This window comes from Cohnella ginsengisoli, assembly GCF_029525555.1.
Lineage (GTDB): Bacteria > Bacillota > Bacilli > Paenibacillales > Paenibacillaceae > Cohnella > Cohnella ginsengisoli.
The window spans coordinates 1885606-1911703 of the sequence record NZ_JAPDHZ010000003.1; the positions used below are offsets into that span (position 1 = coordinate 1885606).

The window sequence follows — 26098 nt, forward strand, 5'->3', positions numbered from 1 at the left end:
TCCTTTTTCTATGCCGATGATGACATATTCATAGATGTCGTGCCGTCCGCGGCGGGACGGCTCTCTCTTTCCGCCGGGGGTCGCCCTCCGGACGGCTTCGTGACGATCCACACGCTGAAGGACACGACGGTCAGCAACGCGAGCGCCATCCAGCAGCTATCCGAAGCGCTGAGCATGAGGTCGGTCTGCTTGCTCTTTAACGCGAAGATGAGCATGTTGCTCATCACGAGGAACCACAGCACGTTGCGGCCCATCGCCTCGATCGGCGCAAAGGGAGCCGGATAGCGCTCCATCAGCTTCGACAGCAGGTAATAGCCGTAGAGGACGAGCGCGGGTCCGACGATCCACCAGACGGTCGGCGGGAATCTGCCGGGCAGCGCCTGACCTTCGGCCGACAGCCACTTCCACAGGAACGCGCCGGTCGAGGCGGCAGCACCCGCCAGCACCCGCCAATCCCATGCGATGCGGTGACGGGCGAACAGCATGCCGACGATGTAATACGGAAAATACTGCAGGACCGGAAACGATGCGAAGTCGCGCGTCCCCAGGAGCGGACCGAGCTGCGCCGCATGCACGGAGCCGTACGGCATCCAAGTCGCCAGCAGCAGCGCGGCGGCGACGGCGAAGCCGAGCCATTTGCGCGCCGACAGCTTCTTGAGCGGCACGAACAGCGCGAGTCCGACGATCGTCAAGTACGTGAAGGAAGCGAGAAACTCCGACCAGCCCGGCATGTCGTCCAGCAACAGGATCGGCTTGATGTTCGCCCAGGTCAGGCCGCGCCCGTCGATGAACACGCGGTAGGCGGTGCCGGACAAGTAGAAGGCGACCAGCGTCTTGGCCGCCGCGGCCAGCATGCGGGGCGCCGCCCTGCGGAACGTCTTCGCGTAGTAGGCAAGCTGCGACACGTAGCCGAAGGCGAATACGAAGCCGGAGAAGGTGATCAGGTTGATCGCGTCGATGAACGGCTGACCGTTCGGATACACCTGCTGATCGCTGAAAAACTGAAGCGTATGGCAGTACACCATGCCGATGACAAGCAGACCTTTGAAGAGATCGATGGCCCGCTCCCGCTTCTTGACCGCTTGCTGCGCGCTCATCCCTTAATCCCGGACAGGCTGACGCCCTTGATGATCTGGCGCTCGAAAATAATGAACAGCAGAATGATCGGAATGGACGAGATCGTGTTGACGACCATCGGCTTCACGTAATCCTCGGAGTACTGGCTCATCAGCGTCGGGATCCCCATCGGCAGCGTGAACAGATTGTCGTCCGTGACCGACAGGAACGGCCACAGGAAGTTGTTCCAGGAGCCGATGAACGTCAGGATCGCCATCGAGGCAAGCGCGGGACGATTCAGCGGCAGCATGATCTGGGTGAAAATGCGCCAGGTGCCGCCGCCGTCGATCTGCACGCTCTCGAGCAGATCGTTCGGCACGCCGTCGAAAAAGCTTTTCAGGACGATGACGGCGACCGGAGACGCGAGCGCGGGTATGATGAGGCCTTGATAAGAGTTTAAGAGGCTCATATCCTTGGCGACCTGGTACAGCGGGATGATGATCGCTTCGCCGGGAATGAGCAGCCCCGACAGCACCAGGAAGAACATGGCCGATTTATAGCGGAAGGGCAGCTTCGACATGACGAACCCGGCCATCGCCGCGAACGCGACCGTGAATACGGTGACGCAGATCGCGACGAAGAAGCTGTTGAACATCCAGTTGGACAGCTTGGTGGCGCTCAGGATATCTTCGTACACGGCGAACGAATACGGCGGCGTGAACCAGTCTATGAGCGTGACGATTTTCATGCCTTCCTTTTTTAATGGAGACGACCAGCATCCAGACGATCGGAGCGATGAACAGGAAGCCGAAAATGACGGATACGATCCGATAGATCCACTTCCACATCAGGCATTCGCTCCTTTCCGGTTGTTGATGAAGTACTGGATGGCGGACAGCACGAGCAGGATGACGAACAGCATGTAGGACATGGTAGCCGCGTAGCCCAGATCGTTTTTGCGGAAGCCGGTCTGGTAGATAAGCTGGATGATCGGTCTCGTCTTGTCCAGCGGACCGCCGCCCGTGATGATATAGATTTGCAAAAAAGACTTTGAACGAGCTGATGATCTGCAGCATCGCGATCGTCTTCGTAATCGGCGTCAGATAAGGAAGCGTGATCTTCCAGAAAATCACGGAGTCGCTCGCGCCGTCCAGCTTCGCGGCTTCGACGATCTCGTCGGGAATGTCCTGCATCGCCGACAGGTAGAGAATAAAGTTGAAGCCGACCGTCCACCACAGCGTGATGAGCGTAAGGGCGATCCAGGACAGGCTCAGTTCCGTCAGCCAGAAGATCTCGCGATTCTCGGGCAGCAGCCGGATCAGATGGAGCAGCGTATTGACGAAGCCGTTGTACGGCTGAAAAACAAAAAGGCCCAAATAAGAGGCGACCGCTACCGACAGCACGCTGGGCAGGAAGAACACGCTGCGGTATAGCTTTTGCAGCCGCGATTTGCGGTTGGCGATCATTGCGAGCACAATCGCGAGCACGATCATCGTCGGCGTCGTCAGGATGACGAAGATCGCGGAGTGCCAGATGGCCGCCCATACTTCCTGATCGTGGAACATTTTGCTGTAGTTGTCCCAGCCAACGTATTTCATTTTCTTGATCAAGGTCCATTTGTAAAAAGTCATCTGAACGCCTTTGACCATCGGCCAGATCGTGAATAAGCCATATACGGCCAAAAACGGGAGCAGGAACAGCAGGGCAAGCACGTCCGCTCTCATCTTGTTCATTCTCATTCGCGCTTCACCTCTTCCCTGATCGCCGGGCAAGCTTGCGGCTCTTAAGGAACCGCAAGCCCGCCAGGCGCCGCTATGCAAGCTCTACTCGTTCAGAATCTTCTGCGTGGCCTCTTGCATTTTGGCCATGGCGTCCGCAGGGGTCATCTTGCCTGCCCACACTTCGTTCAGGAATTTGAAGGAGCTGTTGTCGCGAATTTGCCAGACCTTGGTGGACGGCTTGCTGAACTTGACGGTGTCGGCGACGGAAGCATAGTCGCTCCGGTACGGCAGCGCCTTGAACTCTTCCTTCTCGAGCACGGAAGGCTTGGATGGGATATGGCCCGCCTTCGCCCAGATCTGCCCGTTGTCCGCGATCCAGTTCGCGAAGATTGCCGCGGCCTTGCGCTTGGCCGGATCGTTCGCCTTGGTCGTCGGCAGGATGATCGTGTGCGAATCGCCCCAGGTCGCCGGCTGGTCGAAGATCTTCGGGATCGGCATGGCGCCGAAGTCGAGCCCCTTCGTCGACTCCCACGTGCCCGTCGCCCATACGCCGGTCATCATGATGGCAGCCGTGCCGCTCTGGAAGTTTTTGTAGAAGTCCGGATCGTTCTTCTTGATATAGCCGTTCGTGTACAGCTTCTGAATATAATCGGCGGCTTTGGCGCCCTTGTCGGCATCGACGGCAGCCGTCTTCAGGTCGTCGGCGACGACGTCGTTGCCGCCGAGCTGCGAATACAGCGCCCACCAGAGGCGGTACGGATCGTCGTTCGAGTTGGACAGGGCGAACGGCGTCGTCTTGGCCGGCAGCTTCGCCTTCAGCGCATCGAGGAATTTGATGAAGCCGTCGGCGGATTGCTCGAGCACCGGCTTGCCGTCTTCGCCGAGCAATCCGGCGTCCTTCAGCAGCTTCTTGTTGTAATACATAATGAACGGATGCGTATCGATCGGCACCGCGTAGTGTTCGCCGTCGACGACCGTCGCGTTCAGGAGATTTTGGTTGAACGTGCTCCAGTCGACGCCCGCGTCCTGGGCGACGTCGTCGTAGGCCGTCACGACGCCTTGGTCGATCAGGTCGGGGAGGCGGGACGTGTGGGAGATGCCGACGTCCGGACCGGTTCCGTTGCCGACGGCCGTAATGAGCTTGGTGTAGTACTCGCCCCATACGAGCTTCGTGTTTTTCACTTGAATGTCCGGATGCGTCTTGTTGAACTCGTCGACCAGCGCCTGCATGTTCGCGCCGTCGCCGCCGTCGAACAGCGTCCAGAAGCTGAGATTGACCTTTTCGCCGCTGCCGCCGTTATCCGCGGGTGCAGCGCTTTCAGAAGCCGCGGCCGAAGATGCCGGTGCCGAGGATGCGGGCGCCGACGAATCGGCCGGAGATGCGTTGCCGCCGTTGTTGTTGTTGCCGCCGCACGCGCTCAACATGAGGGATACCGAGAGTAATGCCGTTACGGACAAACCATAGCTCTTCTTCATGTTTGCCTCCCCCTTAATCCTAAAAGTAATTAGATACAAAACAATAATATTGTTTTATTACATTTATTTTGTATCTATGAGCCTATAATAACTTCTTCACTATACCATGTCAACGGTTTCAAACCGTTTTTTTGTATTAAAAACAAACAAAAAGACCTTGAATTACAGAAATTCTGTAATTAAAGGTCTTCCGTCATGCGATCTTCTAGCGAATAATGCACTTTCATGACGATATCCTGCTCATAATCGCCGAACTGCTTGCCGAACAGGTTCACGCCGCCGGCATGAACGGCGTCCGGCTTCACGCCGATGCGCAGCCGAATGTTCGGGCGCTGCATCAGGTTCAGGTCGCCCAGCTTGACGCCCGATATCCGCTCCATGTCCAGCGTCGTCCGTTCGCCGTCGATCCTCCACGTCTTCAGCAAGCCGTATTGCGTCGTCCAGTCGAGCCACCACGACGGATTCAGCTTGCCTCTGCGGTCGCCGAAATCCCCGGGACTTGTCCATACGCCGATCTCGACGCCGTTAATCCAGAAGGAGATGTCGGAGGGCCAGTTGTTATCGTAGTTCGGGGCTTCCGAACAAATCTCGGCCGACAGCTCCAGCGCTTCGATGCGCGCCTTGGGCGGCAGCTCGAGCGGCAGCAAATACTCTACGTAGCCTTTGCGGAACCAGATGATCTGGGCTCCGATATGTTTGGGATGATAGAAGCTGGCAGGCTCGTCCTCCCGTATGATCATGCCCTCCGCGTTCGCCATGCCGCATGTCGGCTGAACTTCGCAGTCGGTATAGTGGCCGATCGGCACTTCGACCTCGTACAGGTCGATCGCCTTCTTCGGCATCGACTTCTCCAGGCTGAAGGCGATATGAATATCGTCGTAGTTCCGGCTGCACACCTTCATGGCGCCGCGGGAAGCAGGCAGCAATTCGGTATTGATCAGGTTCGCCGCTTCGAGAATCTTGACGTTGTTCGCGACCGTCGACATCGGCAATCCCAACGTCTCCGCAAGCTCCGCCACATTCATATGCTTGGTGCTCAGCAACCTGAGGATATCGACGCGGGACCGCGTGGAGAGCGCGTGCGAAACCTTGACCAGCCCTTCCGGATCGTTAAAGCTCAGCTCCAGCATGCCTTCCCCGTCCTCGCCAATGTTCTTTTCAACAAAAATTCTACATGAAGGCATCGATATAATCAATAATTTTGTATTAAAACTATTTTTTTGTTTTAATCGACGATTGCCATTTAGACCGTGACCGGATATTTCTCGTCCGCACGGGCCGCGGCCGCCTCCGGCGCCATGCCGGACAGCATGTCCATCAGCGCCTTGGCGTTGGGGGTGGCGTCGCCGGCAGAGTTGTTGTTGAAGACGACGTACACCGTCTCCGTCCCCTTCTCCAGCGCCAGCAGCCGGTCCCGCCACTCGGCGAGCTCGTCCGCATCGTAGCGGTACAGGTAGCGCAGCTTGCGCCAATCCGGATTCCCGCTTGCATGCCAGCCGCCCTCGTTGCGCCCGTGCAGCCGCACGTAAGTCATGTCGTCCGTCGTGGCGACCGGCACGATCGGGATCGAGCCTTCTCCCGCCTGCGGCTCGTCGACGATCGTGTGGATCCAGTTTTCCTTTTTCATAAAGTCGATCGTCTTCTCCTTGAATTCCGGGGCGTACCAGCTTCTGTTGCGCAGCTCCAGCGCGCACGGGACGTCGGCCATATATGCCCGCGTGCGGCGCAGTAAATCGACGTTCTGCCGGGTGCAGTCGAACCAAGGCGGATATTGGAACAGCGCGGCCGCCAGCTTGCCGGCCTCCCGCATGGGCGCGATCGCCTCGTGGAACGCCTTGTACATGGTTTCTTCGTCGTCGAAGTAGTTTTTCTTGCCGCGCAAATGTCCTGTCATCCCTTGATAGGCCTTTACGACGAACTTGAAGCCGTCCGGCGTGTCCGCCGTCCACTTGGCCGTATTCTTCACGGAGGGCACCGCATAGAACGAGCTATCGATCTCTACCACGTCGAAGTGCTTGCCGTACTCGCGAAGCCGCTCCCCGGACTTCAGTTTGCCGTACAGCTCCTCGTGATCGCCGAAGCCTGTCAGTCCGATTCGGATCATCGCCGTCGTCTCCCTTGCGCCAAATTTATCCTTACGTCTATTTTACACGCCGGAGCGTTGAATGAACGAACGACTTCGTCCGCCGCTTGGCGTTAGTAGTATGTGGACAAATTTATTTGGACAAATACAAATTTCCCTGTAACTTAAAGTAGGTGGTAAAATTATCAATAATTTCGTTAAATCAAGCACGTGTTTTAAAAAGGGGAACAGAGGATGCCGGATAAAAAACTAAATATTACAATTTACATATTTTATGTTTTGCTGGTCTTATGGGGATTAGGGTATTGGTACGCGCAAACGCACTTTGACGTCCTGATCATCCTACTATTCCCCTACTTCATCGGAATATCTTTGATGTTATCTATTTATCTGTTTACTTTAAAACAAAAGAAAAAGAAGTATAAAATCGACGCATTTATATTTCTCCTTCCTTTACTATTTTATGTCGGCGTTTTGATCTCGCGAGCAATCCCTTCCTCCGCACCATCCTTCGAGGAAACCATCAAAAATGAATACGACCACCGTCTTTCAGATGCCGAAAAGGAATTCATTACTTCTGAAATTAGTTTTATTGACGATGGAAAAATATTGGTTTTCACGATTAGAATTGAATCAGGGAAATTGGTGGAAGTTGTAAATGAACAACAAGACAGTACTAAACCCCATTATTTAGCCTCCCAACTCAATCGAATACTTGTCGAGTTGCCGGAAGAAATTATTTTAAACAGCAAGAAAGCAGACAGCGTACAGATTTTTGGCTATTGGGATACAAAGTCAATTCTCAATATCGCTTACAAAAAAAATGGAGAAACCTATAGACCATGGTATCCTAATACGAAATTACTCTTAGTTGCCGAAGCAAAAAACTGGACATTAAATTATATGAATAATGAAAAAATATCATTGCCTTTTAGTGCTAATTCAAACGAGTCGCATATTGTTATTGTTAATCAGAAAGCAGAGTAAATGAGGAAATATATTGAAGAGAAAAAGTTACGCTTTTCGCGCCTTTTTAAGCGTTCATATGGCTAACAGGCCATCCGGTTAAGGAACTGGTTACACGAAAGATCGCCCCGCCATGCATCCAAGCGATGGCGGCGAACCGGCCTAAATATATTATTCTGATTATTCTAAATAGACTATCTTTTTTTGCCCGGAGCTGTGATAGAATGCAGTTACAGGAAAGGAGGTGCGTCAACATTAGTTCCCATATGTTGAACGTATCCCTTACCCGATCCAGTCTCTAATCCGGCTGGAGGCGCGGGATACGGTTCAATCAAGCAGCGCCGCTCGGGTACGAGAGACCGTCTTCGGACGGTCTCTTTGTTTTTGCTTGCGATGCTTGCGGCGCCTCGCGACCTTACCCGCGCGCAAGCCGCCGGTAAGGCGCATGGACGCTGCCGGGCACGATATCCGCGTCCAGGTAGGCCGCCAAGCCCGCGACGCCCGCCGCCATCATCCGGCGGTGACTGCGGACGAAGACGGGACGCAGGAGCGGCGCCAGCGCGGACATCCATTTGCGCTTGGTTGCCAGCTCCATCAGGAAATGCACTTCCGTCGCGCGTCCGGCGCCGTGCAGCCGAACGACGGCATGCCCTTCCAAGTCGCCCGCAACGCGCAGCGCGATCGCAGTAGGCGGGCGGCTCTCGACGACGACTACGCACAGCTTGAGCGCGTAGAGCGCGCAGGGTCGGAATACGGACGCGTACGCGTTGCCCGAACCGTCGCCCGAAGCGCCCGTCGCGATCCGCTCGATCTCGACGTTCGGCCACCAACCGTCGTACCGGAAATCAGCGATCATCGCCCACAGCCTCTCTTTATCCCGATCCACGCGCCACACATGCTCGAACCGATAGACCGAATCGCCCATACGCTCCCTCCTGCTCGCGGTTCATATCATTGCTTGAGGCCGACGTTGCGCAGGTTGGATTCCACCTTCAGCGTGATCGATGCCCGCTTGTACAAGTCGGCCCACGCCTTGTATTGTCCTTCTGGTGATTCGCCGCTACAGCGGCCCTTTACGCATTCGGACCTGCGAACGATGCCGCCTCAAGCGGCAGCTCGAAAACGAAGCACGTTCCTTCGCCGACGACCGACGTCACGGAGATCGTCCCGCCCATCATTTCCACGAGATCCTTGCAGATCGCGAGGCCCAGGCCTGTCCCTTCGTGTCGCTTGGCGCGGCCGTTCTTCGCCTGGTAGAACGGCTGGAACAAATGCTCCAGCTCCTCGCCCGGAATGCCGATGCCCGTGTCCCGGACCTCGAAGCGAACGCGCTGTCCGACCTCCGCCGCGCCGTGCCCGCCAGGTTGCACCACGACTTCGATCCCGCCCTTGGCAGTGAACTTCACCGCGTTGCCGACCAAGTTGATCAGCACCTGACAGATCCGCTGCTCGTCTCCGAGCATCCCATCGGTCAAGCCTTCGTCGACCGCGCAAGCGAGCTCGAGCCCCTTTTGCTTGCATTGGGTCTGGAAAAGCATCGCCGTATCCCGCACGAGACCGTGCAAGCTGAAAGGCGCGATCGACAGCTGCATCTTGCCGGCTTCGAGCTTGGAATAGTCCAGCACGTCGTTGATCGTCGACAGCAGCAGCGCGCCGCTGCCGTGGATCACCTGCACGAACTCGTGCTGCTCCTCGCTGAGCTCGGTCTCGAGCAGAATCGCGCTCATGCCGATCACGCCGTTCAGCGGCGTGCGGATCTCGTGGCTCATCACGGCCAGGAAGTCGCTCTTGACGCGCAGCGCCTCCTCCGCGTCCCGTTTGGCGGCGAGCAGCTGGCGCTCCGTCTCGACGCTGCCGGTAATATCTTTGGATATCGTATAAATATCCTGCACGCGCCCGTTCTCCACCCAAGGCACCATCGTGCAGCTCAGATGGAGCAGATGCCCCTCTTTGTGGCGAACCGTCACTTCGACCGTGCCCGATTCGCCCTGCAGCGCAGCCATGAAGCAAGCCTTGAGCTGCTCGAACTCGTCGGGATTCACCATCTCATTGTGGAACCTGCTCGGCAGCTCGGACGCCGCATACCCCATGATCCGCTCCGCAGCGGGATTGGCCTTGAGAATTCGCCCGCTCGGATCGTACAGGCATACCATATCGGGATGATGCTCGAAAATCGAATCGTATCTTCGTTGGTTGGAGTCCGCAATCCGAAGCGCAAGCCGCTTGTCCAAAATCTGGCTAGCCATGACCAGCGCGAGGATAAAGAGCATCGAGCCGCCGATGACGGCGGCCAGCAAAGCATTCCCCGTTTGCATACGCTCCGCCGTCTCCCGCACATGCGCCGCGTCGGCTTCCGTGCCCACGAACGAGACGGCCGCCATCCCGGTATAGTGCATGCCTGCGATGGCCGCGCCAAGCAAGAGGGAGAGCAGCATTTTGGCGCCTTGGCTGGGGGCCTGTCCCTTCTGCTGATTGGCGTGGGACAGCTTGAGCGCGGCGAAGGACACGGCGAACGCGATGCCGATCGATGCCGCGACCAGCAGCCAGTCGTAGCGCTGATCATAGGGCATGCGAATCGCGGCCATGCCGCTGTAATGCATGCCGACGATGGCGACGCAGAGCCAGAAGCTGCCGATCGCCATGGCGAGATTGCTCGCCAGATCGCGGGCCATCATTCGGAAGGCCGCATACACGGCTAGTACGGGTAAAAGGATGGAGATCGCGAGCCATCCCGGGTGGTAGTGGATGTCAACGGGAAGATGATAGGCCAGCATGCCGATAAAATGCATGGACCATATGCCGAACCCCATGGCCGTCGAGCCGAGCAGCAGCCACAAATTCCGGTAGCTTCCCCCGGAGCTTCAGCACGCGCTCGTAGACGACCAAGGAGCAGTAGGAGGATAGTACGGAAATAAGCACCGATAAAACAACCAACGGCGTATAATAGGTGCCATGGAGCTCTGTCATCGGAGATCCTTCCCGGGCTGCGCAGCGTCATGGGCCCATTTTGGTAGATTAACTTAGGATGGATCCGCAAATCGCTAATTTCAGTCTATCATACGACAGCGTTTTCAAAAGGAATGGCAAATCCTATTTTTCCGACCTGCGTCGACATTCATTTTTTAAGTATACAGGAATATACTCCCCTGCGAAAAGACCTACTTTGCGTCGGAAGGAATGCTGCGATGAGCCGCCGGCCTATGCTACAATACTGAAATCGAGAATAGCCCTTCAATCCGGGCAAGCGGGAAGGTTGATCGTACTTATGCTGATCATCGGCATCGCCGGAGGCACGGGCTCCGGCAAGACGACCGTCGCGCGCTCCGTCATCGAACGTCTGGGCGCCGGCAAGGTCACGTTTATTTCGCAGGACAGCTATTACATGGATTATCCGCACCTGAGCATGGAAGAGCGCGCCAGGATGAATTACGATCATCCGCTGATGTTCGACAACGACCTGCTCGTCGAGCATCTGGGCATGCTGAAGGCGGGGCGGACGGCATACGCGCCGGTGTACGACTTCGGCTTCTACGGCCGTTCAGCCGACGCGCGGGAGGCACTGCTCCCCAATCCGATCGTCATCCTCGAAGGGCTCCACGTGCTGTACGAGGAAAAGCTGCGGGAGCTGCTCGACATCAAGGTATTCGTCGACACGGATCCCGACGTGCGCATCCTGCGCCGGGTCGTGCGCGACATCGAGGAGCGCGGGCGGACGATCCAGTCGGTATACCGCCAGTACATGGAGACAGTCAAGCCGATGCACGAGGCGTTCATCGAGCCGTCGAAGAAGTACGCCGACCTGATCCTGCCCGAAGGCGGGCACAACCAGGTCGGCATCGAGCTGCTCACGGTGCTGACGGAGAAATATTTGGACGGCGCGCCGCGCCGGACTTGAAACTTGAAGGTTGAGCGGCCCTGTCGCCTGAATGCGCGCAAAACGAAAACAGCCCCCCTGAAGTCGCGCCAGCGCGAACGTAACGCGTTCGCTGTGGCACGCTTAGGCAGAAAGGCTGTTTTTTGCCGTACTCGCCGAAATCGCTACTGCGCGCCGAACAAGACGATCGCCGCGGAGGAGGAGGGAAATTCGGCCTCGATGATCGCTCGTCCCGACGCGTCCCATGCGACGCTTACTCGCTCGGAGTGCCAGACGGGCCGCGTCGGCTTGCCCTTGGTGGCGTAAGTATAGCTTCCGGGCGTCGCCGAGAAAAGCGCGACGAGACCGCGGCCGTTTATTGCGGACAGCTTCTCATGCACTTCCGCCGCTCCACCGATCTCCCCCCTCGCGGACCGGATCGCTGTCCGCAATATCGTCGCGTACTTGCTTGTAGCGTTCAAGCGTCTCGCGTATAAATTCGCGGTCCGCTCGCGACAGCGCCGGCAGATCCCCCCCACAGGCCGTTATGGCCGAGCATGAGCGAGGCAAGGGAGATCAGCTGGTTGTCCCGCGGCGCATCCGGCAAATAATGCGCGAGGAACAGCGTCGACGGGAGCCAGCGATCGTAGGCGAGCGGACGGCGGCAGATCCAGCCTCGCGCGGGACCGGGATGAAAAAACAGGTTCCAGTTGTCCCGCTCCCGGTCGATCGGCACATCGTAATTAAAGTAGTACGGACCGTTGTTCACCAGAAAGTACTTGCCGGAACCCAGGAATGCCAGGCCCATCGCGCGTCCGCCCTCGGTCACGTCGAAGTCGACGATCGCCTGCGGACATGCCGCGCACAGCCGATCGACAATGCGCGCCATGGCCTGCACCTGCTGGAACGCGTAGCTCTCCCGCCGTTCCAGGCGGGTATGTCCCGCGTCGCCGTGATCGTGCCCGGGCGCGTCGCAGCCGTACTGCGCGATCGCATCCCACTTGAAATACCGGACGCCGTAATCCCGAGCCAGCCGGATCAGCTCCCCGGCGAATGCGTCCGCATAACGGCTCGCAAGGCAGAGCGGCACGCTCGCCTCCGTCTCCCACACCTCGGCCGGCTCGGCCTCCCGCCCCTCCTCCGACATGACGCAGTCCCGATGAGCGGCGAGCATGTCGCTGCCGAGCGCGGCCACCGTCGGGTTGAACCACAGCCCGAGCTTCATGCCGTAGCCGTCAAGCCGCGCCCTGACCTCGCGCAGATCGTCGGGGGAAGCGCTGCGGGTCCGCCCGCCAGTCGCCGGTCCGGCCGTACCAGCCCGTATCGAGGACGTATACCTCCACGCCCAGCTCGTGCGCGGCGTCGATATCGAGCAGCGTCCGCTTGAGGCGCATCGGGTCCAGATATTTGCCGCCCTGATCGTTGCGGACGCGTTCTTGATAGTTCCAGGTGTTATAGAAAATATAGGGCCTGCGGCTCTCCGCGTTTTCCGACCAGTGCCGCAGGGCGAAGCGGCGGTAATGCGAAGCGAGCGCGCCTTCGTCTCCCCCGATCGCAGCCGCTTGCATCCATACCGTTCGATAGGGCCGCTCCGGCGTCGGGGCGCTGCCGTCCAGATAATTGCCCTTGACCGCCTCCAGTTCGACCGTACGGTCAGGCCGAAGCCGGTACTGAATGAAGGCGTCCGGGTACTGGGAGCCATGCTCGTAAGCGAGCAGCAGTTGACGGCTCCCGTCTCCCGCAGTCAGCAGCGGCCCCATCAACGTCTCTCCCCGCCTGAAATGCAGCTCGTCCGCCGGGCGCTCGGTCGGGCAATAGCTGTGCACCGGTTCCACGAATTCGGACAGCCGCCGCTCGACCGTAAGTTCGCAGCCGTCGAGCGAGGCCGAGACGTAGCGCAGCCGGTCCCTGCCGGTACGCTTCGTCAAACGCGCGCCGTCCCGCGACGCCAGCTCATAACGGAAGCGGACGACGGGATTGCCGCCGTCCGCCACGCGCACGATCCAATGCAGGTCGGTACCCGGCGCGTCGCGCAGCGGTCCGCCCACCCGGTATTCGGTCACGCCGCACGGCAGCGTCCGGCGCGGCGCGGTCTCCGCGAGCGAGGCGAGCGCGCCGGACACCATCCGCCCTTCCAGTTCGAACGCCGGACTGCCGAACGTCCAGCCCGCTGCGTTTCCGCCCGTATATTCGATCGCCCAGAAGCGTTGGTCGCCGCCATAGCAGACGACTTGCATGCCGGACCGCTCCGGACTGCGCCATGCTTGCTCCTCCGTCATCTCGGCCGCTCCTTCCGTTGCCATGTATAAGGCCCTTCAATCTCAAGCGCGACTTCATAATCGTCCGGGATGTCCGTCTCGATGTACAGCTTCCCGTCGGCATAGCTCCAGGACAACGCCAACAGCTCGTCGCCGACAGGCAGCGCGCCCGCGCAAGACAGCAGCCCCAACTGGCCCGGGCGGAGCACAACCGTCCGGCGCAGCGGGTCGACATGGCGGAAGCCGAGCAGGTCGCGATACGCGACATGGACGACGTGGCTGACGAAGCCGTGGCTGCAGCTGGCGATCGGCTCGTCCTGCTCCCACAGCGTGCCTGTGGCGCTCGCCATCTCGCCCAGCAAGTCGGGCAGCTCGGCCGCGATGACGTCGGCCCGGCCAGCGGCGGACAGGGCCTCGAGGCGCAGCATGTTGCCGATGAGCTGGTTCGTCGGCGCGACGCCCGGCGCGCGCCCGCTCTTGATACCGCGGCGGCGCGGCCCAAGACGCTCCACAAGCGTGCGCCACAGCTCCGGGTAAGTATCCGGCTCCGCGATGCCGAAGCAGAAGGCGTAGTACTGGCACGCCTCCGACACGTGGCCGGTCTCGATCCGCAAGCCTTCCGCGGTCCGCACGGCATGGTCCGCGAAGTATTCGCCCGTATAGGATTGAGACCGCACCGCGTTCCTCACCGCTTCGGCCTGCCGCAGCCAGTCGCCGGAGCCGTACAGCCGGCCCGCCGCCTCGAGCGCCGCCGCATACAGCATGTTGGTCGGATAGCTGACATCCTGCACCCATTCGCGCGCCGGCGACCAGTCGACGAAGATCCAGCCGTCCAGCCGCTCCAGCAGTCCGTCCCCGTTGCGGAAGGGCTCGAAGTACCGCATCAGCGACTCGACGCGCGGCCTCAGGCGCGCCAGCATGTCCGCATCGCCGCTGCGCGCGGCGTATTCGCCCAGCTGAAGGACGAACCACAGCCCCCAGTTCGGAATAAAATTGCCGTCGAAGTGGTCGGCCGGGTAACACATCGGCACCATGCCTTCGGGGAGATGGGCGAAGCGTTCGGGCAGCGCGTAATTTTCCAGAAACAGCCGTTCGTATAACGTCGTGCCGCCCAACGCCGCCGCCGTGCGCGCCATGAAAAAGCTGTCGCACAGCCAGCCCGCGCGCTCGCGCGACGGGCAGTCCATGAAGATGTCGACTGCATTCTGCCTGTAGGTCTCGATGCCCGCCGCGACGATCGCGTCGAGCGCCGGGTCGCCGCTCGCGAACGAGCCCCGGACAGTATCGCCGCACGCGTATTCCCGGACGGAGATGCCGCGGACATCGGCCGTCCCTTCCCATACGAGCAGCTTTAGATAACGGAGGGAATAAGGCTCCATCGTCTCGAGCCGGTGGACGCCCGGACCCAGCTCATAAGCGACGGCATTGACGGCATCGAGCCGCAGAAAGTCGACCTCGCCGCCGCTTAGCACCTCGTCGAACAGCAGATACAATCGCGCCGGTTCCGCGCAGACGACCTCGGCCCGTATGAAGCCCGCGGCGACGCGGCCGAAGTCCACGATGCGGTAGCTCCGCGCTTCGACCTTCAGCGGCGCGTCCGGCGTATAAGGCCGATCGCAGGCGTGCCGCTCGGTCGTGACAATCTCTTGCAGCAGCAGCGACGGGATCGTCTCCAGCTCCGCCTCGGGATAGCCGAGGAAGAGCGGACCGACGCCCGTCAGCGACCGGTCTTTGCGGTAGCCGTCGGGCGGCAGGCGATGCGCCACGGCGCCGGATTCGCTTACGCAGAGCGGCCGCAGCGTCGATAAAGCCGGCAGCGGCACGCCTCTGGGCAGCGCCAGTCGGGCGGGCACGCGCGCCCAGTCCGACCTTGCACTCGGGACGGCGGCTGCGGAGGATCGCCAGTCCGCCGCGCCTGCCTCTAGCCGGTACGCCTCCGTGAAGGCTCGCTGGAAGCTGTAGCGCTGCGTACGGCGCAGCCGCTCCCGCAGCTCGCCGGCCTCGAACCCCCCGCTCGCCGTCCGCCCCCGTCCAGCAGAGCGGGCGGCCGTCAGATGTCAGCAGCTCGGCCTGCAGGAAGGAGGGCTCCGCCAGCGTATAGAAGCTGTTTACGTTATAGCCGGCGACCTCGATCGCCACGATCGTCTCTTGCTCCGCACCGTCTCCCGGAAGCGCCCATTCGTCGACGCGGCAGTACCCGTGAGGCGCGGCCGCCGGACCGTGTCCGACGAACCGTCCGTTCGCATAGCAGCGGTAGATCGACGCGGCGGCAATCCGCAGCCGCGCCCCCCGCCCGACAGGGGCGACGACGCGGGCTCTGAAGCCAGCCGTCAAATTCATCGTGTCTTCGAGCCCTGACAGCCAGACAGGCTCGGCGCGTTCAAAAGCAAATTTTTCCACCGTCATCCTCCCTTCCGCAGTCTCACCCTTTGATCGCGCCGGCCGTCATCTCTTCGATGATGAACCGCTGACCGACGGCGTACACGAGCAGTACGGGCGCCATCGCGATCAGCAGGTCGGCGAAGACGTAATTCCAGTCCGTGCCGAACTTCGACTTGAACATGTAGACGGACATCGGGATCGTCCACATGTCGGAGCTGCCGAGCAGGTAGAGCGGCCATTGAAAGTCGTTCCAGACGCCGAGAAAAACGAATACGGTCGCCGTCGTAATCGAGGGCAGCAGCAGCGGCAGGATGATCCGTATGAAAAGGCCGAAGCCCCTCGCCCCGTCGACGAAGGCGGATTCGTCGATCTCGCGCGGGATCGCCTTGACGAAGCCGGTCATCATGAGCAAAATGAACGGCGTCTGCAGCGCCGCGTACAGCAGGATGACGCCCAGAAATTGATTGTTCAGGTGCAGCGACTGCATCAGCTTGACGGTCGGGATGATCGAGGGCGGCGCGATCAGTCCCGCCAGGAACAGCGTATAAATGACCGCGATAAGCCTTCCCGACCGCCGGGCCGCGATAAACGCGCCCATGACGCCTATGGAGATAGACAATACGACGGAGCCGGTCGTGACGATCGCGCTGTTGGTCAGCCCCCCGCAGCATCCGGCCCTGCTCGAATACGATCTTGAAGTTGCTCCAATGCCAGGCGTCGGGCAGTTCGAGCCGCATGAGCGCCGCCTGCTGCGCGTCCTTGACCGCGCTGAGCAAGATGAACAGCAGCGGAACGACGACAATGAGGCTGAGCGCCAGCAGCAGGACCAGCCTGAGCGCCGTGAGCGCGCCGCTCATCCTCATAGCTGAACCTCCCTTCTGCGCAGCAGGTGCAGCGCGTAGAAGGAGATGACGGCGATGACGAGGAACAGACAGACGTTGGCCGCCGTACCGTAAGCGTACAGGCCGTCCGAGAACCGGTCGAAGATGTACGTGTTGACGACCTCCGTCGCGTCGCCGGGTCCGCCGCTCGTCAGCGCGAACACGATCTCGAATACTTTAAGCGAACCGATCAGGCTCAGAATGACGTTAATGGTGAACGAAGGCGCGAGCAGCGGAAATATCACGTAGCGCACGCGCTTCAGGTAGCCGCTGCCGTCGATGATCGACGCTTCGATCAGCTCCTTGGGAATGACCAGGATGCCGGCGATGTAGATCGCCATCGCGAAGCCGGCATACTGCCAGACGTTGGCGACGGAGATGGCGTAAAGCGCCACGTCGGCGTTGCCCAGCCAGTCCGTCGTCGCGAACCCGAGACCGACGAAGCGCAGCAGCTCGTTCAGGATCCCCTCCGGCCGGTAGATGGCGGAGAAGACATACCCGATCACGAGCGTACTGAGCACGCAGGGCAGGAAAAAGACCGTGCGGAACGCGTTGCGGCCCGGCACCCTGGTCGTCAGGATCAGGGCCAGGCCGAGGCCCAGCCCGTTCTGGAAGACGGTGACGATGGCGGCGTAGACGAGCGTGTGCCGGACGGCGTTGACGAGATCCCCGGCCGCCAGCAGATCGCGGTATTGCTGCAGGCCGACGAAGCGGATGCTTTCTTTATAAATGTTCCAGTCCGTCAGCGAATAATAGAAGCCCGACAGCGTCGGATAAATGTAGAGCGCTCCGTAGACGGCCAGCACGGGCAGCAGCAGCCATAGGGGGTACATTTTTTTGATGTGCATGTGGTGTCAGCTCCCTCCTGCCCGGCCGGCGCGCCGGCCGGGCCCACCCGCTTACCAGCCCGCGAGACCCGCCGCCTTGGCGGCGGTGTCGATGTTTTTCTGCAGCGCCTTTGCGACTTCGGCCGCCGTCTTGTCGCCGCCGTACAGCGCCTGCAGCTCCTTCGTATAGTCGCCGACCGACACGGCCGTCAGTCCGTTGAAGAACGGCGCGGCGCGCCCGGCTTCGACGACCGGCTGCAGATCGGCCGTGCCTCCGTTCAACGCGGCTTCCACGCCGAGCCAGCTCGGCATCGTCTTGGCGGCGTCATAATACGTTTTGAGCGTTTCCGGCTCCGCGATGTAGGCAAGCAGGTCTTTGGCCTGCTCGACGTTCTTGGAATTTTTGAAAGCAAAAGCCGCCTGCGGATCGCTGATGCCGACGTAGCTGTCCGCCTCGAACGGCTGCGGGAACATGCCGACCGGCGCGTCCGGGTACTTGGCCAGCAGCGTCGGCAGCGCCCAGTCCGCGTTGATGACCATGGCCGACTTGCCGGTAGCCAGCTCGTCGAGCGACAGATCGTACGTGCCGGAGAACAGGTTTTTATTCGCATAGCCCTTTTTCACGAGATCCGCCTGCTTCTGCAGCATATCCACGAACTCGGGGATCTGGTCGAACGTCGTCTGGTGCGCGTTGATCTTGTCCATCAGGTCGGGCTGCTTGGCGAGCAGATTGGCGAACCCGCTGAAGGTGAATACCTGGAGCGGCCATCCGTCCTTCCCCGCCTCGTAGAAGGGGGTGATGCCCGCGGCTTTGATCTTCTCGGCGTCTGCGAGCAGCTCGTCGTACGTGCGGGGCACGGACAGGCCGAGGTCGGCAAATACTTTTTTTGTTGTAGAGGACGCCCGACACGTTCATCCCGCTCGTCGGAATGCCGTACACCTTGCCGCCGTCCTGCAAGTAATATTTCAAAATGGTGGGATTGATCCGCGAAATGTAGGATTCGCCCGACAAATCGACGAGGTTTTTTTCCGGATTGAGCTTTTTGATGGCGCTGCTCTGGCTGAAGAAAAAGAGGACGTCAGGGATGTCTTCGGTCGCGATCTTGGTCAGCACCATCTGCTCGAAGTTGTCGGATACGATCTGCAGATCGACCTTGTTGCCGCTTTTCTCCTCGTAGCCCTTCATGATTTGTTCCCAGGGTCCGCCCTTGGCCCAGTCGGCGTGCATAATGACGGACAGCGTCACCGGCTTGGCGGCGGGGGCCGTCTCCGACGGCTTCGCGGAAGCGCTTGCCGAAGCGGACGGCGAAGGGGATGTGGACGAGGAAGGCGAGGCGCCGCTGCCGCTCTCGCCTCCTCCGCAGGCTGCGAGCGCTGCGGCCATGAGCACGGACACGGCCGCGGTCAGGCCGGACTTGATCTGTTTTGCATGCATAGGTTGACCCTCCAGAGTTGAATGATGGCAGCACGTGTGCCGTATTCCTAACGATAATGAAGCCGCCCCGTCATGGAAATGGAAAATGTGCAGGTGGCGGCCTGTAAAATTCCTAGATCGGCGCCGCCGCGCGACCGTCGGTGCTATACTGCTAGCAAGAGGTGGAGTCATGCTAAGCCGGCTGAGCATACGGGTCAAGCTGTTTCTGGCGTTTACGCTGTGCGTCAACATCATCATCGGATTGCTCAGCTACTTATACTATCGACAGACGGCGGACGTCATCTACCTGCGCAACCGGGAGGCGACCCAGCAGATGCTGTACAGGTTCGTCACGTCCATCGACCGGATGTACAAGGACCTTGACCGGATTTCCGCGCAGATCTTGTACAACAACGATATTGCCGCCTATTTTTCGCCCCCCGAGCCGGACTTCGACAGCTCTTACGCCGCCTTCGTCAAAGTGCAGAAGCTGACGAATCTGCTCGAGTACTTCAACGGACCGCAGATGACGGCCAAGCGCATTCTCGTCTTCAACCTGAACGGCGACTATATCGATTACGGCTTGAACTGGGACACGTATCCAAGTTTACGGGAGCGCTTCCACCAGGCGTCTTGGATTGAAGATACGCTGGCGCTCGGCGGCGAGAAGCTGCTCGTGCCGCCCCGGCCGACGGAATGGCAGACGACGTCGGAGGTTGTCTTCTCGGTCGCCCGGCGTCTGAACGCGCATACGCTGATCGAGGTTCAGCAGCCCTATGCGCTGCTCGAGCAGACGCTGACCGAGGGGCGGGATGCCGCCGAAGCCAGCCTGTTTATTTACGATGACGACGGGCGCATCTTCTATCCCTACGGCGCTGCGCGCATCCCGTTCGACGGCCGGGCGTTCGCAGGCGGGGCGGACGGCAGCGAGATCCGGCGGCACGATACCGGAGAGACGAACGTCGCCAACCTGACCCGTTCCTCGTATACCGGCCTCAATGTCGCCTTGCTGCAGCCAAAGGAAGCGCTGCTGAGGCCCATTCAGCGGCTCCATCAGCTCAGCATCGTCATCATAGGCGCGGCGGAGCTGCTCGCGCTGGCGCTCTCCTACGCGATCGCGCGCACGATCACGTCGCCGATCTTCCGGCTGCAGCGGTACGTGCGCAGCGTAGAACTCGACTCCCATCCCGCGACGCCGGCGCCTCGCGCGTTCGCGTACTCCCGCGAGGTGAACGACCTGTACGAGACCTTCGTCAAGATGACGCAGCGGCTGCACCGATCCATGAACGAGCTCATCGACCTTCGCAGTCGCGAGAGCACGGCGCAGATCCAGGCGCTCTATGCGCAGACGAACCCGCACTTTCTTTACAACACGCTCACTTCGATCGGCCGGCATGCAGAAGAGGCGAACGATCGCGACGTCGCGGAGATGTGCTACGCGCTCACGCAGATGCTGCGCTACAGCAGCGTCGCGCCGGCCGCCCCCGTCGCCGTGCGCGAGGAGCTGGCCAACGCCCGCGCCTACTTGGAGCTCATGAAGCTTCGCTACGAATTCCAGCTGCAATTCGATATCGCGCTCGACCCGCTTCTGGCCGAAGAGCCGATACCCAAGCTGATCGTGCAGCCCTTTCTGGAAAATTGCTTCGCCCACGCCTTCAGGCAGGTCGAGCCCCCCGTGGCATATATCCGTCGCCGTCCGCGCGAGGCAGGACGAGCCCGGCTGCTGGGAGCTGTCGATCGCGGACAACGGCGCCGGCATCGGCGACGAGACGCTGGCCGCCGTGCGCCGGCGGATCGAGACGCTGCGCGCGGACGGGGACGGCGAGCTCTCGCAGATCACCTCGCGCGGTCTCGGCCATGTCGGCATCGAGAATACGCTGGCGCGCTGCCGGCTGTTCTGGGGCGACCGGGTCCGCTTCAACGTCGGCCGACTGCCCGAGGGCACCGAGATTGTCATCATCGTCCGCAAGGAGGAATGCGACTGATGTTCCGCGTCGTGATCGTCGAAGACGAGCCGCCCATTTTGCGCAGCATCAAGGAGAAAATCGCCGCCATCGATCCCGACTTCAAGGTCGTCGGCGAGTACTATAACGGCGCGGCGGCGCTGCTCGAGATGGATATCGTGCAGCCGCACGTGCTGATCACCGACCTGCACATGCCCGTCATGGACGGAGAAGCGCTGCTCGAACGCGTGCGCGAGCGGTACCCGGACATGCTCTGCGTCATCCTCACCGGCTACCAGCAGTTCGAGTACGCGCGCATGGCGGTCCGCATGGGCGTCGTCGACTACTTGCTGAAGCCGCCTACCGAGGCTACGATCGGCGAACTGCTGGTCTCGCTCCGCAGGCGGCTGCTGCAAAACCAGACGCTGGTCGAGTCGTTTATTTTGCAGCGCCTGCTGCTGCCCCATTCGTCCGTCGCCCATGCGGGCGCGGAGCTGGAACGGTATGCGCGGGAGTACTTTTACCATGCCAGCTATATGCTGCTGTACGCCTGGCTGCCTCCCGAGCTGGAGCAAGACTTCCCGGCAGCGCAGCTGCGGAACGCCGCGGAGGCATGGCTGCAGGACGGCGAGCGATGCTACGCGCTCGCCGCTCCGTCGCACGAGTGCATCCTGCTGCTCGGCGTGCACGAGCTTGGCGGGACGCGGCTCGGCGCCTGGGCGGCGGCCGGCGGTCCGGACTCCCCGGACTCGGCCGCCGTGCTGGCGATCCCGCTCCGCAGCGGCGGCATCGCCGGCGTGCCCCGCGCGCTCCGGCTGGCCCGGCGGGCGGCGCCGCAGCTCAGCCGCATGGCCGGCGCGGCGTTCGCCGTCCTCTCTCCGGGCGAGGGGCCGGGCGAGTCGCTGCGGGCGGAGCTTCCGGCCGCAGCCGTGTCGCACATGACCGCCTTTGTGCGCAAGCGCAGGAAACCGGAGTTCATGCAGGCGCTGACGGCGGCGATCGGCGACATCGGACTGGGCAGTCTACCGCGGTCGACGTGGATCAGAACGCTGCAGCGCCTCGCAAGCGAGCTCGCGCCTCATGCGACCGCTGCGGGGACGGACGGCATGCCGGAGCGGATGGAAAATGAGATCGCCCAGGCGATATGGGGGGCGGCGCAACCGGAGATCGCGCTGGCGCATCTAACGCGGATATTCGGACGGCTGTGCGAGGAGGACGGCTCTGACGAGGAGGGCGCCGGATGGCCCGAGGAGGTCGAGGCATACTTGAAGGCGAACTTCACCTCCAATCTGTCGCTCGCGGACCTCGCGGAGCGCTTCGGTCTGAACCCCTCTTATCTGAGCTTCGTGTTCAAAAGCAAACGGGGCAAGTCGCCGGGCGATTACCTGATCGAGCTGCGGATCGAAGAAGCGAAGCGGCTCATCCGCGAGTTTCCCCGGCTGCTGTTCAAGGACATCGCGGAGCAGGTCGGTTACCCCGATCCGTATTACTTCAGCAAGCTGTTCAAGCAATGGGCCGGCATGACGCCTACGGAGTACAAGCGGGGTCAGCGCTTCGACTAGCTGCGCCCCGGCTTTGGCAGGTATGCCCAGTCCGTGAAGTGTGCCGCTTAGCGTCACGCGGAGGGTGCCACGGAGGGCGCCCCTAAAGGTGCAGCGGAAAGTGCAGCGGAGGTTACTGCGCGAGCAAGCCTGCGAATTTTACAAGCCGCATGCTGAGATTCGTCCATTTCGTTCTCCCTTCCTCGGGTGTAAGCTTTTCGTGGTTGCGCTTACAACAATATCGAGGAGGCAATGACGTGCGAAAAAAGCTATGGTACGGCCTGATGGCTTGGCTATTGACGGCGGGGCTGGCGCTCGCGGCAGGACCGCAAGCGGCGGATGCCGCCGGCAACGGGCTCAAGGATACGTTCTCCGGCGGCGCAGGCGGCTGGAGAGCCGCGTCGGGGTCCTGGTCCGCCGCGGGAGACGAGTACGTGCAGAGCGCGACGGCGAACGGCACCTACTGGACCTCGATTGCAGGCAAGCGTTGGGGCGACGCCACCTACGAGCTGGATCTGAAGCTGCTCGACAACGGCGGCAGCAGTCTGAGCTGGGCCGGCCTGCAGTTCAAAAAAATGGGCCAGGACGACGGTCCGTTCGATAGCGGCATGCTGCTGTACGTGCGGGCGAACGGCACCATCGAGCTGTACAAGGTAAACAAGGTGCTTGTGTCGGCCGCCACCGGCCTATCCTTCGGCACCTACCGCCATCTGAAGGTCGTCAACAGCGCCCACAACATCAAGGTGTACGTCAACAATGAGTCTACGCCTCGCATCGACTATACCGATTCGACCTTCGCCAGCGGGTACGCCGGACTTGCAGCGAGCACGAGCAGTTGGGCGTTCGACAACGTGAGCGTGTCGGGGCCCGATCTGCCTTACACGATCAACGTCGGCAGCCCGAACCTGCTTTACGCGGACGCGCAGATGCCGATCACGATGGACGCATCGTTCGCCACGCTGCGGGAGAGCGCGAGCGCGATGCATTTTTACCATGCCGAGTTCCTCCAGCATCTGAAAGGCCCGCTGGACGCTCCGTTCCAAACTTACGTGTCGGCGGGCGGCAGCAATTTGATCAATAAAAACGGCTTCGGCGCCGGCTACAGCGCCTATAAGATCTGGATTATGAACATGTACGAGATCGGACCCGGCGAGCTGCTCGGCTTCACGCACAACGAGGCATGGTCGACGCCGCAGCCGACGGGCTTGCCTACGAACTTCAGTCTCGGCATCGTCTACTCGACCGACGGCGGCGCGACATGGGAATACTGCGGCGAGATCGTGCGGCCGAAAAATACGGGCGTCAACATCGGCGGCGTCCCCTACATCGTCCAAAACGGCGAATTTTACGTGTACTTCAACGACGGCATCTACGGAGAAGGGGACGGCATGGGCTATCCGCGACATGTCGCCGTAGCCAAGGCGAACGTACAGGACGTCGTGAACGCGGCACGCAATCTGCAGACGACGACCTGGACGAAATACGTCAACGGCAGCTGGACCGGGAACGCCGTGACGAGCGTCGGCAGCGCCGTCCTCGACAACACCTACCTGTACGAAGACGCGCACTCGGACGCTGCATACAGCACTGCGCTCGGCAAGTATCTGATGACCGTGCAGACGCATCAATCGAGCCGGCTTAACCTCTACTCTTCCTCCGACGGCGTCGTCTGGAGCATGGAGGCCGCGCTGGACGTCGCCGCTCCGGGCTCGGTCATGCAGCCGTATTCGACCTTCGTCGATTACGAAGGCGGGACCGACGACGGCCGCGAGGTCGACGGCGCGTTCTCCATTCTGTATCCGCGCAAAACCTGGGGCAACTACGAGCACGACGACCTGTATCGGCGCTCGATTACGATCTCGGCCGATCAAGCCGACCGATACTCCGCTTCCGGCGGCTACGGCCAGACGCAGGGCGCGAACGGCTGGTCCTATGAACAATGGGACGGCTCCGCTTACAGCAATATGACATGGGACCCCGCGAACGGACGCTGGAAGGGCGCGCAGACTTACGCGATCGTCGGCGGCGGCTGGCAGCATCCCGACACGAACGATTCCGTGCGAACGTGGACGGCGCCGAAGGCGGGCTCGGTCAATGTCTCCGGCGTCGCGCGCAAGGCGGACAACGCGCTGGGCGGGGACGGCGTGCAGGTCAAGATCATGAAAAACAATACGCAAATCTGGCCGGCGAGCGGCTGGCAAGCGATCGGCGCTTCGGACACGAACGGCTTCGCGCACAACCTGACGGTTAGCGTCGCCCAGAACGACAAGATCCGCTTCGTCGTCAACAAAGGCGGTACGATATCGACCGACGCCACCTGGTGGGACCCGACGATTCAATACGATCTTTACGAAGCCTCGAGCGGCTTCAGCCAGACCCAGGGCGCGAACCAGTGGTATTACAAGCAGTGGGACGGCTCCGCCTACAGCGATATGACCTGGGACGCGGCAAACGGACGCTGGAAGGGTGCGCAAACCTATGTCCTCGTCGGCAGCGTCCTTCAGCATCCGGACGCGAACGATTCCGTTCGCGCCTGGCTGGCGCCGAAGGCGGGGAAAATCCGAATCTCCGGCACCGCGAAGAAGGAGCCGGGCAGCGGAGTCGGCGACGGCGTCAACCTGAAAATCATGAAAAACGGTTCGCAAATCTGGCCCAGCGTCGGAAGTTCCGCAACGCTGGCCTACAACGATTTCTCAGGCATCTCTCACGACGTCTCCGTGTCCGTCTCCGCGGGCGATTATATCTACTTCATCGTCAATAAGCGGAGCAATCTGACTTCGGACGGCACGCTTTGGAACCCCACGATCCAGTATACCGGCTTGTAGAGCGCCGGATTGCGGGGCATGGAACGTACGGTAAGGGCGGCAAAAGGCGGGATCGCGCAGCTACCTTGCGCGATTCCGCCTTCTTTTTGGAATGCCACGTTGCGTTACTGCCGCGTATACGCCACGATCGCGTCCCGCAAAAACGCCGTCATGCCCGGTTCCTTTTCATAATAAGCCTTGAACCGCTCGTCGTCGACGTACATCTGCGCGAGTCCTGCGTGCGCCTCCTTGGAATAGCTGCCCCAGGAGTAGGAGAGCCACTGCTTGTGCAGCTCCGCCGTTCGCCGAGCGGCTTCCCCTTCGGGGTCGCCGGTCTTGAACGCTTGGGCCAGCGAGGCGTGGATCTCGTCCGCCAGCTTGTTCATCTCGGCGTAATCCGCCTCGCTCATCCCCCGCAGCTTCGCGTTGGACCGGTCGATCGTCTCGTCGCCGTATTTGGCGCGCACCTCCGCGCCGTACTTGGCCTCGTTGTCCGCGATCAGCTTATCCTTGAAGCCTTCGAATTTCTCTTCGTCGCTCATGTCCGTTCCTCCTTCACGGGCGTCGATGGTGCGCTCGACGTTCGCGATCAGCGCATCCAGCCGTTCCCTTCGTTCGAGAAGCTCCTCGCGATGAAGCCGCAGCGCCCGCACGCCGTCGTAGTCCGGATCGTCCATGATTTCCTTGATCCGGTCCAGCCCGACGCCGAGCTCGCGGTAGAACAGTATCTGCTGCAGCCTGTCGACTTCCGCGGCCCCGTAGATGCGGTAGCCCGACGAGCTGATTCTGGCCGGCTTCAGAATCCCGACCTCGTCGTAGAACCGCAGCGTCCGGGCGCTTACGCCCGCCAGCCTGCCCAGCTTCTGTACCGTGTATTCCATGCGATCGCCTCC

At 60.8% G+C, this 26098-nt stretch carries 22 protein-coding genes; 6 read left to right on the top strand and 16 right to left on the bottom strand.

All coding sequences use genetic code 11. The features are described 5' to 3' along the window. Window positions 1–8 precede the first annotated feature (8 nt). The 6 genes from OMP38_RS19810 to OMP38_RS19835 form a co-directional block, all read right to left on the bottom strand. Window positions 9–1097: an acyltransferase family protein gene (locus OMP38_RS19810; protein ID WP_277566615.1), complete on the bottom strand. Its 1089-nt coding sequence runs from the start codon at window positions 1095–1097 to the stop codon at window positions 9–11. Beyond that, window positions 1094–1711, bottom strand: a complete 618-nt coding sequence (locus tag OMP38_RS19815; RefSeq protein WP_277566616.1) for a carbohydrate ABC transporter permease — start codon at window positions 1709–1711, stop codon at window positions 1094–1096. Before OMP38_RS19815 ends, OMP38_RS19810 begins: the two co-directional genes overlap by 4 nt. Beyond that, window positions 1611–2795 (bottom strand): carbohydrate ABC transporter permease, encoded by a 1185-nt coding sequence (locus OMP38_RS19820; protein WP_277566617.1) that lies wholly within the window; start codon window positions 2793–2795, stop codon window positions 1611–1613. Before OMP38_RS19820 ends, OMP38_RS19815 begins: the two co-directional genes overlap by 101 nt. A gap of 84 nt (window positions 2796–2879) precedes the next feature. Beyond that, window positions 2880–4253 carry an ABC transporter substrate-binding protein gene (locus tag OMP38_RS19825; protein ID WP_277566618.1) on the bottom strand — a complete coding sequence of 458 codons (1374 nt, stop codon included), beginning with the start codon at window positions 4251–4253 and terminating at the stop codon, window positions 2880–2882. Window positions 4254–4432: 179 nt separating this feature from the next. Further along, a complete protein-coding gene (locus tag OMP38_RS19830) occupies window positions 4433–5383 on the bottom strand; it encodes an ArsR/SmtB family transcription factor (RefSeq protein ID WP_277566619.1) in 951 nt (316 codons plus the stop codon). Between the two features lie 113 nt (window positions 5384–5496). After that, window positions 5497–6357, bottom strand: coding sequence for a DUF72 domain-containing protein (locus tag OMP38_RS19835; RefSeq protein ID WP_277566620.1), 861 nt, complete (start codon window positions 6355–6357; stop codon window positions 5497–5499). A 213-nt stretch (window positions 6358–6570) separates the two neighbouring features. On the opposite strand from OMP38_RS19835, the gene OMP38_RS19840 reads away from it, so the two are divergent. Next, the gene (locus OMP38_RS19840) at window positions 6571–7323 is read left to right on the top strand and encodes a hypothetical protein (RefSeq protein WP_277566621.1); all 753 of its coding nucleotides are present in this window, start codon (window positions 6571–6573) and stop codon (window positions 7321–7323) included. A gap of 394 nt (window positions 7324–7717) precedes the next feature. Here the strand turns inward: OMP38_RS19840 and OMP38_RS19845 are convergent, their stop codons facing one another. Beyond that, a complete protein-coding gene (locus OMP38_RS19845) occupies window positions 7718–8227 on the bottom strand; it encodes an SRPBCC family protein (protein ID WP_277566622.1) in 510 nt (169 codons plus the stop codon). Window positions 8228–8375: 148 nt separating this feature from the next. Continuing rightward, window positions 8376–10139: a sensor histidine kinase gene (locus tag OMP38_RS19850; protein ID WP_277566623.1), complete on the bottom strand. Its 1764-nt coding sequence runs from the start codon at window positions 10137–10139 to the stop codon at window positions 8376–8378. A 428-nt stretch (window positions 10140–10567) separates the two neighbouring features. On the opposite strand from OMP38_RS19850, the gene udk reads away from it, so the two are divergent. Further along, window positions 10568–11197 carry a uridine kinase gene (gene udk / locus OMP38_RS19855; protein WP_277566624.1) on the top strand — a complete coding sequence of 210 codons (630 nt, stop codon included), beginning with the start codon at window positions 10568–10570 and terminating at the stop codon, window positions 11195–11197. Window positions 11198–11340: 143 nt separating this feature from the next. On the opposite strand, the gene OMP38_RS19860 is transcribed toward udk, so the two are convergent. The 5 genes from OMP38_RS19860 to OMP38_RS19880 form a co-directional block, all read right to left on the bottom strand. Next, window positions 11341–11637, bottom strand: a complete 297-nt coding sequence (locus OMP38_RS19860) for a hypothetical protein (RefSeq protein ID WP_277566625.1) — start codon at window positions 11635–11637, stop codon at window positions 11341–11343. Continuing rightward, complete coding sequence (locus tag OMP38_RS19865) at window positions 11634–12380, bottom strand: alpha-amylase family protein (protein ID WP_277566626.1); 747 nt, start codon at window positions 12378–12380, stop codon at window positions 11634–11636. The genes OMP38_RS19860 and OMP38_RS19865 overlap by 4 nt, the downstream gene beginning before the upstream one ends. 10 nt (window positions 12381–12390) lie before the next feature. Beyond that, window positions 12391–13458 (bottom strand): alpha-galactosidase, encoded by a 1068-nt coding sequence (locus tag OMP38_RS19870; protein ID WP_277566627.1) that lies wholly within the window; start codon window positions 13456–13458, stop codon window positions 12391–12393. Beyond that, on the bottom strand, window positions 13431–15266 hold the full coding sequence (locus OMP38_RS19875; RefSeq protein WP_277566628.1) for an alpha-L-rhamnosidase-related protein: 1836 nt from the start codon (window positions 15264–15266) through the stop codon (window positions 13431–13433). The genes OMP38_RS19870 and OMP38_RS19875 overlap by 28 nt, the downstream gene beginning before the upstream one ends. A 569-nt stretch (window positions 15267–15835) precedes the next feature. Beyond that, the gene (locus tag OMP38_RS19880) at window positions 15836–16414 is read right to left on the bottom strand and encodes a carbohydrate ABC transporter permease (protein WP_277566629.1); all 579 of its coding nucleotides are present in this window, start codon (window positions 16412–16414) and stop codon (window positions 15836–15838) included. Between OMP38_RS19880 and OMP38_RS19885 the strand changes: the two genes are divergently transcribed. After that, window positions 16401–16664: a hypothetical protein gene (locus OMP38_RS19885; RefSeq protein WP_277566630.1), complete on the top strand. Its 264-nt coding sequence runs from the start codon at window positions 16401–16403 to the stop codon at window positions 16662–16664. The two genes, OMP38_RS19880 and OMP38_RS19885, sit on opposite strands and share 14 nt — an antisense overlap. Here the strand turns inward: OMP38_RS19885 and OMP38_RS19890 are convergent. Together OMP38_RS19890 and OMP38_RS19895 are read right to left on the bottom strand one after the other, a co-directional pair. Then, window positions 16655–17524, bottom strand: coding sequence for a carbohydrate ABC transporter permease (locus OMP38_RS19890; RefSeq protein ID WP_277566631.1), 870 nt, complete (start codon window positions 17522–17524; stop codon window positions 16655–16657). The two genes, OMP38_RS19885 and OMP38_RS19890, sit on opposite strands and share 10 nt — an antisense overlap. 51 nt (window positions 17525–17575) lie before the next feature. Further along, window positions 17576–18361, bottom strand: coding sequence for an ABC transporter substrate-binding protein (locus OMP38_RS19895; RefSeq protein ID WP_277566632.1), 786 nt, complete (start codon window positions 18359–18361; stop codon window positions 17576–17578). Between the two features lie 371 nt (window positions 18362–18732). On the opposite strand from OMP38_RS19895, the gene OMP38_RS34870 reads away from it, so the two are divergent. The 3 genes from OMP38_RS34870 (at window position 18733) to OMP38_RS19910 (ending at window position 25226) form a co-directional block, all read left to right on the top strand. After that, a complete protein-coding gene (locus OMP38_RS34870; RefSeq protein WP_338130550.1) occupies window positions 18733–18945 on the top strand; it encodes a hypothetical protein in 213 nt (70 codons plus the stop codon). 162 nt (window positions 18946–19107) lie between these two features. Further along, window positions 19108–22422, top strand: coding sequence for a helix-turn-helix domain-containing protein (locus OMP38_RS19905; RefSeq protein WP_277566633.1), 3315 nt, complete (start codon window positions 19108–19110; stop codon window positions 22420–22422). A gap of 236 nt (window positions 22423–22658) precedes the next feature. Next, entirely contained in the window at window positions 22659–25226 is a 2568-nt protein-coding gene (locus OMP38_RS19910) for a hypothetical protein (RefSeq protein ID WP_277566634.1), read from the top strand. Between the two features lie 104 nt (window positions 25227–25330). On the opposite strand, the gene OMP38_RS19915 is transcribed toward OMP38_RS19910, so the two are convergent. Then, on the bottom strand, window positions 25331–26086 hold the full coding sequence (locus OMP38_RS19915; RefSeq protein WP_277566635.1) for a MerR family transcriptional regulator: 756 nt from the start codon (window positions 26084–26086) through the stop codon (window positions 25331–25333). Between the last annotated feature and the right edge of the window lie 12 nt (window positions 26087–26098).